The following is a 13,000-nucleotide window of genomic DNA, read 5'->3' on the forward strand; positions in this document are numbered from 1 at the left end:
AAAGGCCCCTAAATCAAACAGGAGCCTTCTAAAAACTTATTTTATTTATACCCAAACCTCTTGGGCTGTTTCAATTACGAGACGTATTTTATCCCACTGCTCTTCTTCGGTTAGGATATTTCCTTCCTCGGTGGAAGCAAACCCACATTGAGGACTTAAGCAAAGCTTCTCAATATCTACATATTGTGCCGCTTCTTCAATACGCGCTTTGAGCTGCTCTTTGCTCTCAAGACCACCATGTTTCGTAGTTACTAGTCCCAATACCACAAATTGATCTTTAATAAATCGTAAGGGCTCAAAATCGCCCGCCCGCTCATTATCATACTCCAAGAAAAAAGCATCCACTTTAGTATTCGAAAAAAGTTCTTCGGCCACAGGCTCATAACCACCAGCTGCGAACCATGTGGAACGGAAATTACCTCGGCATACGTGAAGCGCGATCGTCATATCACCTGGACGATTGGCAATGCTCTCGTTAATCAGCCTAACATAATCCTTAGCCAACTGATCTGGATCTGTACCTCTGCTTCGTAAATGCGCCCGATGTCTACCACTACACAGCGTTCCCCAAGTTGTATCGTCTAACTGGAGGTAACGGCAGCCTGCATCATAGAACGCTTGGATTGCAGTTCGGTAAACAGCAATAATATCTTGGAATAGGGTTTCTTGATCCGGGTAAACTTCATTCCCGTTAAAGTCCTCCACAAAGTGAAATAAAGCGGGTGAAGGGATCGTCATTTTCGGAATTCGGTCTCCGGCCATTTGTTTCAAAGCGATAAATTGGTCGATCATTGGATGATCTTCAAAGGCAATCCGGTCCACGATTCGAAAAGATTCCGCGCGCTGAACCGCTTCCGCTCTTCCTTGATTTAAGTTAATCTTCTCAGTTCCTTTAATCCCTACAAAGAAATCGAGATGCCACCAGGAACGGCGAAATTCCCCGTCTGTGACCGCCAATAAACCCACTTCTTTTTGCAATTCCAGTAGTTTGGCGATTTCAATATTCTCAATTTCATGAAGCTGACTGCCCGTGATTTCACCATTGTCATATTGGAGGCGGGCTGTTTTTATCTCATCCGTTCGTAAGAAGCTGCCAACGATATCGTAGCGAAAGGGTGGAGCATTTCTCTGGGTGCCAATTACGGGTCTAATCATACCGATCCTCCTACTGCTATAGTAAAAAATGATTTAGATCAAAATAACTTCCTGAAACCAGGTCATTCAAAATCTCGATATACTTAGATGCCATTACACTCGGTCTGCGATCTTTATGCGCTATCCAGCCAACCGTAAATACTTCATTGCTCTCAAAAGGAATCGTCTTCAGTCCATCACCATTTAGATCAGACGCCAGAATTCCTGTGCCTACCGTATAGCAATCCGTACCCATTAACAAATTGGTCAGTGTCGCTCGGTCATTCACCTTAATATTCTTCTCAATTTGTGAAAAGCTTAACATTTCCTCTGAGAAGTGCAGTGAATTGTTCTCACCCTGTTCAAAAGTGATATAAGGAAACGGCACAATATCATCCTGTGTAATGACGTCCTTATGAGCCAGCGGGTGTCCGGTTCGAACATAAAGATGCGGATCGGTATTAAAAAGTGGTGTGAATTTCAGATTGCCATCACTAAACAGTTTATTCATATGCTTATAGTTACTCTCGTTAATATAAAGAATTCCTAAATCACTACGCAAGGTACGTACATCTTCGATAATCTCGTAGGTTTGCGTCTCTCTCAAGCTAAAGTTGTATTCTGAGACGTCATTGTGCTTCATGAGATTTACAAAGGCGTCAACCACAAAGGCGTAGTGCTGCGTAGAGATGGAAAAATAGATCGGACTACGCTTTTTCCCCGTATAACGATTCTCCATAAGCTCTGTCTGTTCAATAATTTGGCGGGCATAACCCAGGAATTCCATTCCCTCAACGGAAATACTGATTCCACGGTTGGTCCGCTCAAAAATCGTAATCCCCAGTTCACTTTCTAACTCTTTAATGGCATTGGACAGGCTCGGTTGAGAAACAAAGAGCTTCTTTGCCGCCTCATTCATGGAGCCACTATTTGCAATTTCGATAGCGTAGCGGAGTTGTTGCAACGTCACTCCTATTCCCCCTGTTCCAGACCTGTTAGTTCTGTATTCTGTTTCATGCTAGGTGATATCGTAGCATATTTTCATATGGCAATCCAAGATAATCCTTATCTTATTTACGTATTAAGAGTGCTTTAGCGTGTACGCTTCTTAGCAGCATCAATTTTGGAGGGGTCAAGTCCCTTCCAAATATTCGGCATATCGACTTGCTCAGGGTGCTCAAACACAAGAAAAGCCGTAGGTAAATATCGTTCCCCATATTGAGAAGATGGCTTGTTCATAATCTCGTTGTCTTTTACCAACACAGTAGAAGAACCTCCATCCAAATTGGCAGCAATCACTGCTCCATGCTTAAGAAGGATTTGCTGCACATCGTATAGATTTGCCCCAATACTATAAGTAGGTTGTCTTCCATCAATAACAACAAATATAATCGCTCCGTCAGCTCGCTGGCCCATCGCTGTTCTTGGTGCAATTCCCCAACCTTCAGCCGCGTTCTTAATTAATCCTTTTCCATTGACGATTAAACGAGGGCTAAAAGTCACTGCCTCCTGAACACCCATTCTACTAATCTCGTCTAAAGAATAATTTCCAGCAACCATCTTCCCTTGTTTATCAAGACCTACGATTTGCGTGGATTTCTTGCCACCGAGACCGTTGTAATATAACTTACCTTGTGAGATCACAATACCGATAGGTTTAAATCCATTACCTTTCCAGTTAGGATCAGCGAATCCACCACCGTTAACTCCAGCGATAGCACCTGTGCGCTTCACCATACTAGTTACTTTCTCACCTGACCCTACTTTATCCGGAATTCCCAAACGAACTTTAGTAGGATCATTAACGATCATGACATATCCTGAATATCCAGTACCTGAGACATTTTCTATCTCGACCAGTGGTTTCTCTTTTACTTCAGGTTTAGGAGTGATGGTATGTGTGTCCTTTTCGACCCCCATCTCTTCAAATTGGGCGCTATATTCAGTCACTCTGTTCTTTAATCCGTCCTCACCAATAATATATTTAGCCATGTAGCGGTGCTGTGTTGTAATCAGTGTATCAGCGATTGAATAGCGCAGATTTTTAGCCGAAGGTGCAAAGTAAAACCAACCGCCTCCAGCAATCAACAAAATTAAGCAGAATAAAAACACTTTGGATAGTGTTCGGAAAAAGCTCCGTTTCTTACGTTTTTTTGTTGGCTTCTTTTTGCGTACGGTGGAACGTTGAGGTAATGATGAAGTGCTCACTTCTTTTTTCCTCCCTGACTATTACGGAATTTGAAAATAAATGTCTAACTTTATCATAGACGATAAATTTTATGAAAAGTTACTATTAAGTAACAACCTAAAACAAATAAGTAACCTCCTAAAACAAAACAAGCAGGTTTCGGATAACCCGGAAACCTGCTCATCTTCAACCTTTTTAGTGTCTACCCGCTCCGCCACCACTGCTGGCGCTACCCCCACCACCTGATGAGCCACCACCGCCGGAATAACCTCCTCCACCGGAAGAGCCATTATCATTGTTAGAGTAGCTGCTGCTGGAAGAGCTGGAAGAGCTAGAAGAATGTCTACCTGCACCTCCGCCACTACTCGAACCTCCGCCTCCACGATTCTCGTTACTTGAGGAATATCGTCCCGCTCCTCCACCTCTAGTAGAGCCGCCTCCACCGCTGTTTCCCCAGAAGCTTGACTGTGAGTTATTGGATGGTGTGTTTCTATGATGATGATGGTGATTATGATGGTGATTATTATAACGTCTGTGCCAACGTCTACCATAACCGTAATCCGCTTGACCGTACCAATTCCCATACCGACGAATATTTCTTGGGCTATACGGATTAAATGGCAAACCGTACATTTCAATATATTTATTGCGTCGTGAAAGACCATATCCGAACAGTATGAGCGGAGCAAATATCAATAAGTAAATTAGAAGGCCTTTTCCTACACTAACACTGGTCTCCTTTGCTGAAGTGGTTGTTGAGGAAGAATTGGCGGCTGTAGTGCCTCCACTGTTTCCCGTCGCTCCAACGGATTGATCCGCTCTAGCCAATAAGAAGCTGTACAAAGCATTAGAAGTTGCCGTAGCTCCCGTTCCGTAATCTTTTTTCACAAATTGGGGCTCAAGTACAGTATCCAAAATATTGCTGATTGCATCATTAGTTAGAACCTTGTCGATGTCCTTCCCTTGCAGAACATGATAGTTGTCTCCACCTATGTCTAGCACGAGCATAACATCCTTAGGGCCAGCAGCAACGGAGGCAAACTTCATGTAGGTATAATCCTGAAGTGTTTTATCTCCTGCGTTCTTTACAGTAACCACATAAATTCCGCTGCCAGTTGTAGTTTTATATCTGTTGCTAGATTCATTCAAATAATCCTTTGTTACTTTTTTGAGTACACCGGCATTATCTGATACATAGTTTTTAGTGCCGACATTTTCCACCCAGGTCCCACCCATGGCTTGAATAAAAGCGCCATAAGTTTTACGTGCACCGTTACTATAAGTTTTAGCTGCAAAATCCGGCTCAAGATATTGAGAGAGAATATCTTTAATCTTACTGTTAGGCAACGTGTCCTCAATACCCTTACCTTGTACCGCCCAGTAGTCATCATCTTTTATAGAAAGCAATAGCAAAAGCCCGTTATTCTTATCCGCAGAGCCTACGCCCCAGCTATTGAATAGCGAAGTTGCATACTCTTCCATCGAAACTCCATTTGTAGAATCGACTGTCACCACTACGACTTGAGCACCCGTATCCTGATGTAATCGAATTCCATAGTTCACCATGTAATTCTCAGCTTTCTCGTCGATCACATTCGCAAAATCATTCACATAAAATGACCCAGTATGCTTAGGTACAGCTGTCTTGGCTGAAGTTAAAACCGGAAGAAGCAAAACACTTAACATCAGGGTGGCAAGTGTGGTAAGAAGCATCTTTCTAAAAATTCTGTAGTTCATATGTACCTCCTGCTCTATCATAATCTCTTTTATTTATCGGTTACGCATGGCTTAAGCAATAGTTCCATTTTATTCTATTCTGTGTATTACACAGCGAAGAATGAACTGAGAAACTTTAGTCCCAATTAATCTATTCATATTCTTTCTCCTCTATCTTCCTAATCCAAAAAAGACAATCCACTTCTTAATTCTACCAATCCATATGTACTTATTTCACTATCGTAAAATCTTTCTCACTCTCATTAAGAGGCAGATCACTCATAGTTACTTTCTTTACAGATGCCCGTTTCAATGATTTCATGCAATGGACTAGAAAAGAGATTCGCTGCTCTTCTCCTTGTACTTCTACCTCTACACTTCCGTCGTTTAAATTTTGTACCCTACCCGTTAATTTCATTCTTTCAGCAATCGTATATATTTCCAAACGGAATCCTACGTTTTGAACTCTACCTGAGAAAACCACTTTCTTTCTAACGACAGGACTTGAAGGAAAATCCAGTAACTGAATACGATTTGCATGCCAAATCACATAATTATTTCTAACTTTTTTGAACACATTCACACGTTTCATACTCCTTTTTTAGAGCTACTACGATTTATGCTATATTGTACCATAGCCATTGGTAAAATAAGGGGCTGAATTGATCACTCTTTAATTACTAAATACACAAAAAGACTCAGCATTCCGCTGAGCCTCCTTGTTTGTATTAACCTCAGTGCTAGAAATTAAAATACTCCTGATCTGCACCCATCCGATGGGTTTGATTCAATTCGTTAATTCTAGCCACTTCTTCTGTATTATCTTAGGTCAAACCAATCTATTCGTTAAAATCAAACAGAGTAGTTGTTAAATAACGTTCACCAGTATCCGGCAAAATCACCACAATCGTCTTCCCTTTATTTTCTGAACGTTTAGCAATTTCTGTAGCTGTGTATACCGCCGCACCAGACGAGATCCCTACAAGTAACCCCTCGGTCTTGGCAATTTCACGCGCTACATTAAATGCGTCTTTATTCTTCACCTGAAAAATCTCATCGACAACCTCTTTATTGTAAATCTCCGGAATGAAGTTAGCCCCAATCCCCTGAATTCCATGCGCACTAGGCCGGCCACCAGATAATACCGGTGAATCAAACGGTTCGATAGCGACGATCTGTACCGAAGGGTTCTTAGCCTTCAAAGCTTCCCCAACCCCTGATATGGTGCCTCCAGAACCAACACCCGCAATAAAAATATCTACATTTCCATCAGTATCCCGCCAAATTTCCTCTGCAGTTGTCGTTCTGTGAATTTCAGGGTTAGCTGGGTTGCTGAATTGTTGTGGAATGAAAGCATTTGGAATTTCCGCTGCCAATTCCTCTGCCTTTTTCAGAGCACCGCTCATTCCTTCAGCTCCAGGTGTTAATACAAGCTTAGCACCAAGTGCAGCCATCACCTTACGGCGTTCAATACTGAATGTATCCGGAAGTACGATAATCAACGGATAGCCAAGGCTAGTAGCAGCCATTGCAAGGCCAATGCCGGTATTGCCACTTGTTGGCTCAATAATTACAGAATCTTTGTGAATTAAGCCTTTATCCTCAGCATCTTTGATCATCGCATACCCTATACGATCCTTGACGCTACCTCCAGGATTAAAAGACTCTAACTTGGCAAGGATTTTTGCTTCAACGTTCTGAGATTTACTATATTTCGAAATTTCCAATAACGGTGTATTACCAATCAAATCTGTTACGCTTTTATATATTTTAGCCATAATAATCTCCTCATTTCATATTCCCCCATCAACTTACTTAGTATTAAGTCTAACAGGATTTAGAGGATTTTCAACCTGTCGTACTACGCTTAACCGAAACACTAGACTCTCGCACAATTAAACGCGGATCAAGCTGCACCCTTTGGTAGTCGCCCGTAATATTATCCTGAATGCGTTGCAACAGAAGCTGAGTAGCCAATCGGGCGACTTCATTGCCCATGATCGAGACCGAACTAATCTGCGGACTTGTAATGGTTGTCCATGCGTTATTATCCACCCCTACCACTGCCACATCCTCAGGAACACGAACGCCTAACTCTTTAAATCGGTTTACGATCCCTATAGCGACCATGTCATTTACAGCATATATTGCATCTGGCATATGGGTCAGGCTATAGAAATAATCTGCAGCTTGTACCCCCGTTTGCAAGGAGAAATCCTCGCCAAAATAAACCAAAGAAATATCCACTTGATTTAACGCCTGCTGATAGGCAAGATAACGATCTTCAATGAGATCCTTCTGAGCTCCTGCGTAAGCAATTCTGGTTCGGCCAATATTGCTTAGATGTTCCATGATTAGCTGGCCCTCAAAACGTGACAGGCTTACGATATCCGCTTTCACATTCTCTGTAATGCGTTTCCCGTAGTTAATGATCGAGACAGGAACACTCGATTTATTAATTAGCTCTACCATAGTCTTGGGATAAGCAAGAGGCATGATAATGAGGCCATCAACATGTAATTTCTTGATCTCACGAATCGTTTCGAGCTCTGTCCGCGGATTTCCGGAAGTATTAATCTGAATGACTCGATAGCCGTCCTGTTTAGCTGCTTGCTCCACGGACCAGGCGATATCTGGAATAATGGCATTTCGAATGTCGGGAACGGCCAGAGCGATTTGCTTCGTTTGGCGAATCTTCAGACTTTGTGCAGAGGTATTAGGTGTAAAACCCATCTCCTCAATAACTTGCAGTACTAATGCCTTAGTCTTGGAACTAATTCCCTCCGAATTATTAATCGCTCTTGAAACAGTAGCAATACCTACTCCCGCTCGTTTCGCTACATCCTCTATTGTTACTTTGTTTTTATTAGCCAAGTTGATAGTCCCCTCATTTTCGGAATCGTTTCCGTAATCATAGCTATTATTAAATCTATCCGTCTCATTCAAGCCGTTTTTCCAATGTATTTATTATAACATATATGTACTTATAAAAGCACTTATAGCAAGTACGACACAGTCTATATACCCCTGCTATTGCTAAGTTCAGGTGAATTTTTTCACTAATTTTCGATATTAATATTTTAGTATTTAAATTTGACAATATGAAAATTATGTGACATATTTGTTGTCGGAAACGTTTCCTCTTTTCCAGGAGAAAAACACTATTTATTATCAATTAATTAATCTAGGAGATGAATGATATGCAAGCATTAAGATGGCATAACGTCAAAGATCTACGGTTAGAAACGATTGAAGAACCAGCAGCACTTGAAGGAAAAGTGAAAATCAAAATAGAATGGTGCGGGATTTGTGGCAGTGATCTTCACGAATATGTAGCCGGTCCTATTTTTATTCCCCAAGGTACAGATCATCCCCTTACTGGTGAAAAAGCGCCAGTCGTAATGGGACATGAATTCTCTGGACAAATCGTTGAAGTAGGTCAAGGCGTTAGCAAGTTTAATGTTGGTGATCGAGTTGTCGTTGAACCAGTTTTTGCATGTGGTGAATGTGTAGCTTGTCGACAAGGCAAATACAATCTTTGTGAAAAAATGGGCTTCCTAGGTTTGGCTGGAGGCGGCGGTGGATTCTCAGAATACGTTGCAGCAGACCAACATATGGTGCACAAAATTCCTGAAAGCTTGTCCTATGAGCAAGGCGCTCTAGTAGAACCTTCTGCAGTTGCTCTGCATGCTGTTCGTTCCAGTCAATTGAAGGTCGGAGATAAAGCTGTAGTATTTGGCGCTGGCCCTATCGGTTTGCTTGTGATTGAAGCTTTGAAAGCTTCCGGTGCAGCTGAAATTTATGTTGTTGAGCTCTCAGAAGAACGTAAGAGCAAAGCTGAGGAACTTGGTGGTATTGTAATCGATCCTAAACAATATGATGTGGTTGAAGAAATTCAAAAACGTACCGATGGCGGCGTGGATGTTGCTTTTGAAGTCACAGGTGTCCCTCCCGTTCTAACACAAGCTATCAATTCCACTAAATTAAGTGGTCAAATCATGATCGTTAGTATTTTTGAAAAAGATGCTACCATTACTCCAAACAACATCGTACTTAAAGAACGTAATTTAACTGGTATCATCGGATACCGTGATGTATTCCCAGCAGTAATTAGTCTCATGGAACAAGGTTACTTCCCTGCAGACAAACTGGTGACTAAAAGAATCAAATTGAACGAAGTGATTGAACATGGGTTCGAGGCGCTTTTGAAGGAAAAAAATCAAGTGAAAATTCTTGTAAGTCCTAAACAATAACCATAAGCAGCCAAATGGCTGATCTATAGAGCAAGAGTCCTTCTCCATAAGAGAGGGACTCTTGGCTTCTTTTATATAATTATGAGTACTTCTCATTTAATAAATAGTGCAGATTCTCTTTTACCGATGGCCATTCGTTATCCAAAATACTAAAGACAACATTATCATGAATCGAACCGTCAGATCTGATTCTATGCTGGCGTAGAACCCCTTCTTTTACAGCCCCTAATCGTTCTACCGCTCTTTGTGACCTCAAGTTAGTCTTCACCACTGTAAATTCTACACGAATCAGCTTTAGCTCTTCAAAACAATAATGAAGCAGTAATGACTTAGCCTCGGTGTTCACACTCGTTCTCCAATATTCAGGTGAGATCCACGTACATCCGATTTCAGCATTGCGATGAACCAAATCCGGATGCATGATTCGAGTGGTACCGACGATTTGTCCAGTAGCTTTTTCAATGATGACGAAGGGAGTTTGCGATTCATTGTTTTGATTTGCGAATGCGGTTGTGATTAAATCCTGTACCTGCTCGTCCGACGTTATTTTTCGCCAAGTAAATTCCCAGATGTTTGGATTTCTTAATACTCTCGCTAGCCCTTCTACATGGCTGTCATCCATTGGAACCAGCTTGACTGTATTGCCCTCCAAGATTGAATTACGAGGTTGGATCATTTCGCACACCGCTCTCTTAATGATATATGTTGGATGATATCCGCAATTTCTTCTACTCGATAAGCGATATGATCTGCCCCAGCATTCTCCAGTTCTTCTTTAGGTCCGTAACCAAACGTCACACCAATAGATTCTACTCCACAACCTATAGCACCAATAATATCATGCTCTCGGTCCCCAATCATCACAGCTTCCTCCGGAAGAATAGCATTCTGATCGAGTACGTACTGTATCACATCTTTCTTTTTAGAACGGGTGCCATCCAGATTACTACCACCGATATGCTCAAAATAATGATCTAGTTTATAATGCTTAAGAATTTGTTCTGCAAAAACAGTAGGCTTGGAGGTAGCTACATACAATGAAAATCCTTTATTCTTGAGGTCTTCCAGTAGTTGCGGTATACCTTCAATCACCATGTTCTCAAGCATTCCAACGGTGCTGTAACGCTCACGGTAGAATACAACTGCTTGTTGCGCTTGTTCCTCTGAGAACTGATGCAGCTCGATAAATGAATCATAGAGAGGTGGGCCTATGTAAGGAAGAAGTTTATCCAAATGCTCGATCTGTATATCAAATTTGTTCAATGCGTATTCTACGCTTTTTGTTATGCCTTCTTTAGGGTCCGTTAATGTACCATCCAAATCAAATAAAATACTTTGTAGTCCTCTTCCCACTGCTGTCTTGCTCCCCTCAATTGATATTAATGGATGTATTTATAATACCTTCGTTTCAAGATACTTTCCACATACTTCTCACATATAAAAACATAAAAAAAGCAGATCAAGGCTAAGTCCTTGGTCTGCTTTTCTAATGTGATGCGAAGGTTATCCCGCACTTTGAACAGAAATTACACTACGCTTCTTGCGCAATAAAAACATAAGTGGTAATCCAAACAACACGATGATAGAGCCGACTACGAATACATCATTCACACCCATAGTGAACGATAATAATCTTATCGAATCTGCATTACCTGCACCTGAACTGATCAATTCTTTAGAGTGCAGTAAGGATCTTGTGGACAAAATAGAAGTGAACACCGCAATCCCAAGTGAGCTTAACACATTCCGAACCCAGTTGTTGATCGATGTGGCATGACCTGACCATTCGACTGGAATTTCCTCCATAGACGCTGTGCTACTCGGAACGTTAGCTAATCCAATACCTAAATTCCGAACCACCATTGCCCACATAATGAAGCTGTAAGAAACATTTGTATGCAGCCGGCTCATCATAAATAAACCGATGAAAATAAATAAAATACCAGCAGAAATTAACTTCACAGGCCCAAACTTTGGATACATCTTACCCACGATAGGACTAAGTAAAGCCAGCAGAATCGAAGATGGCAATAAGATAAGCCCCGTTTTAAGTGTTGTTGCTCCTTCTACCGTTTGTAAGAACAATGGAGTTAAGTAAGTTCCAGCATACATTGCTATCGTCACCAAACTATAGATACTAAGCATGGCAGTAAAACGCCGATTTCGAAAGACACGCAGATTCAGCAGTGGTACTTCCGCCTTCAGCTCGTGCAAGACGAAGAAAACTAAAAGTACGATCCCCATAAGTATTAAGGATAGGGTCTTCCATGAGCTCCATCCCCAGCTATTGCCTTGGCTAAATGCGGTTAATAAAGATAAGCTGCCCAGTACAACAGTTAGGAAGCCAGGAATATCAAATGATTTCGGAACATTCATTCGATAGTATGGAATTAACGTTACGGTTAGAATAACAGCAATGATCCCAATGGGAATGTTAATTAAAAATAACCAGTGCCAGCTAGCATACTGAAGTAACCATCCGCTAAATGTCGGACCTATGGCTGGGGCTACCATCGCGGATAGCGACCATAGGCTCACGGCGAAAGGTCTGCGTTCAGCTGGAATCACTTGGAATATAATCGTCATCGTACAGGCCATAATCAGCCCGCTGCAAGAGCCCTGAAGCATTCGAAATACAATCAGAGAGATTGGATTCCAAGCTACTGCACAGAGTAAGGAGAACATGGTGAATCCCATCAAAGCGAATAGATACAGTCGCTTATAGCTGAATCTGCCTCCCAGATATCCGGCAAGTGGTGCAGTTACTCCCGTTGCTAGCATAAAACCTGTAACCATCCATTGCATAGTGTTCAGGTTCGAATGGAAATGATTCATTAAAAGAGGAACAGCTATGTTGATGGTCGTTGTACTTAAGACAGAGACGAAGTTTCCGAAGAATATGGCAATCATAATAGGCCAAAAATGAATTTTACTTTCTTGTTTAACGTCCACGCTACCCCTCCTTATCTTTTTATATGTCTACTTTTACATATATAATTCAACTTAAATAATGTTATAATCGTATGGATAATATGTCAATGATGACATATCGCCAAAAATCACAATGAAAACGGATTTATAATAACTGGAGGGCTTCATAGTAATGAATACACTGTCTTATGGACTTCTTGCTTTACTAAGTGCTAACTCGTTGTCTGGATATGAATTAACACAGAATATAAAACCCTTATGGCGAGCAGGACATAGTCAAATCTACCCTCTTCTTATGAGCATGGAGCAGCAAGGTTACATTTCATATCAGCTCATTGAGCAATCGGATAAGCCGGATAAAAAGGAATACTCCATTACGGAAGCAGGACTTGAGCAATTGCGGAATTGGGTGGAAACTCCAGCTGAGCCTCCAGTCCTACGGGACGAGCTACATTTTAAGCTGTATAGTCTATGGCTCTCCAAACCCGAGGAGGCAAAAGAACTTCTACAAAAACGAGCGGAGTTTTGTAAAAGTGAGCTAGAACGATACAAGGTCTTGCTGAAAGCTAACGAAGTCTTACGTGATGAACGAAGTGAGAGTCGTGAATTAAAAGCAACGACTTTTGGACGCTATTTACTCATTCGGAAACGTGTGCTCGATATGGAGAGCTCTATACAATTTTGCGAGTGGGCACTTGAAGAGCTTGAGCCAGCAAAATAGCGTTAGCTGACAACAATTAAAAAGAGACTTCGCGTACATACGCAAAGTCTCTTTTGG

12 protein-coding genes are annotated in these 13,000 nt (G+C 41.5%); 2 read left to right on the forward strand and 10 right to left on the reverse strand.

Going from position 1 to position 13,000, the window contains the following annotated elements:
• Window positions 1–45: 45 nt before the first annotated feature.
• The 7 genes from ACQKMP_RS00795 to ACQKMP_RS00825 all read right to left on the reverse strand — a co-directional run bounded on the left by ACQKMP_RS00795 (window position 46) and on the right by ACQKMP_RS00825 (window position 7,912).
• Window positions 46–1,155: a 5-methyltetrahydropteroyltriglutamate--homocysteine S-methyltransferase gene (locus ACQKMP_RS00795; protein WP_339247953.1), complete on the reverse strand. Its 1,110-nt coding sequence runs from the start codon at window positions 1,153–1,155 to the stop codon at window positions 46–48.
• Between the two features lie 16 nt (window positions 1,156–1,171).
• Window positions 1,172–2,104 (reverse strand): LysR family transcriptional regulator, encoded by a 933-nt coding sequence (locus ACQKMP_RS00800; RefSeq protein ID WP_042187960.1) that lies wholly within the window; start codon window positions 2,102–2,104, stop codon window positions 1,172–1,174.
• Between the two features lie 122 nt (window positions 2,105–2,226).
• The gene (locus ACQKMP_RS00805) at window positions 2,227–3,342 is read right to left on the reverse strand and encodes a phosphodiester glycosidase family protein (RefSeq protein ID WP_427468645.1); all 1,116 of its coding nucleotides are present in this window, start codon (window positions 3,340–3,342) and stop codon (window positions 2,227–2,229) included.
• 175 nt (window positions 3,343–3,517) lie between these two features.
• Window positions 3,518–5,059, reverse strand: a complete 1,542-nt coding sequence (locus ACQKMP_RS00810) for a TPM domain-containing protein (protein WP_427468646.1) — start codon at window positions 5,057–5,059, stop codon at window positions 3,518–3,520.
• A 208-nt stretch (window positions 5,060–5,267) separates the two neighbouring features.
• Complete coding sequence (locus ACQKMP_RS00815) at window positions 5,268–5,621, reverse strand: acylphosphatase (RefSeq protein WP_149644596.1); 354 nt, start codon at window positions 5,619–5,621, stop codon at window positions 5,268–5,270.
• A 256-nt stretch (window positions 5,622–5,877) separates the two neighbouring features.
• Window positions 5,878–6,816 (reverse strand): cysteine synthase A, encoded by a 939-nt coding sequence (gene cysK / locus ACQKMP_RS00820; protein ID WP_339247935.1) that lies wholly within the window; start codon window positions 6,814–6,816, stop codon window positions 5,878–5,880.
• Between the two features lie 70 nt (window positions 6,817–6,886).
• Window positions 6,887–7,912, reverse strand: coding sequence for a LacI family DNA-binding transcriptional regulator (locus tag ACQKMP_RS00825; RefSeq protein WP_042193856.1), 1,026 nt, complete (start codon window positions 7,910–7,912; stop codon window positions 6,887–6,889).
• Between the two features lie 326 nt (window positions 7,913–8,238).
• Between ACQKMP_RS00825 and ACQKMP_RS00830 the strand changes: the two genes are divergently transcribed.
• A complete protein-coding gene (locus ACQKMP_RS00830; RefSeq protein WP_379421689.1) occupies window positions 8,239–9,291 on the forward strand; it encodes a 2,3-butanediol dehydrogenase in 1,053 nt (350 codons plus the stop codon).
• Between the two features lie 79 nt (window positions 9,292–9,370).
• Here the strand turns inward: ACQKMP_RS00830 and ACQKMP_RS00835 are convergent, their stop codons facing one another.
• From ACQKMP_RS00835 to ACQKMP_RS00845, 3 genes are all read right to left on the reverse strand, one after another.
• Window positions 9,371–9,967, reverse strand: coding sequence for a GNAT family N-acetyltransferase (locus ACQKMP_RS00835; protein WP_427468648.1), 597 nt, complete (start codon window positions 9,965–9,967; stop codon window positions 9,371–9,373).
• Window positions 9,964–10,644: an HAD family hydrolase gene (locus tag ACQKMP_RS00840; RefSeq protein WP_339247922.1), complete on the reverse strand. Its 681-nt coding sequence runs from the start codon at window positions 10,642–10,644 to the stop codon at window positions 9,964–9,966. Before ACQKMP_RS00840 ends, ACQKMP_RS00835 begins: the two co-directional genes overlap by 4 nt.
• A gap of 150 nt (window positions 10,645–10,794) precedes the next feature.
• Window positions 10,795–12,243, reverse strand: a complete 1,449-nt coding sequence (locus ACQKMP_RS00845; RefSeq protein WP_427468649.1) for a DHA2 family efflux MFS transporter permease subunit — start codon at window positions 12,241–12,243, stop codon at window positions 10,795–10,797.
• A gap of 151 nt (window positions 12,244–12,394) precedes the next feature.
• Here ACQKMP_RS00845 and ACQKMP_RS00850 point away from each other — a divergent pair, with 151 nt between their 5' ends.
• Window positions 12,395–12,943, forward strand: a complete 549-nt coding sequence (locus tag ACQKMP_RS00850) for a PadR family transcriptional regulator (RefSeq protein WP_076285812.1) — start codon at window positions 12,395–12,397, stop codon at window positions 12,941–12,943.
• The last annotated feature ends 57 nt before the right edge of the window (window positions 12,944–13,000 follow it).

This window comes from Paenibacillus sp. NPDC101420 (genome assembly GCF_050277435.1).
Taxonomy (GTDB): domain Bacteria; phylum Bacillota; class Bacilli; order Paenibacillales; family Paenibacillaceae; genus Paenibacillus_AQ.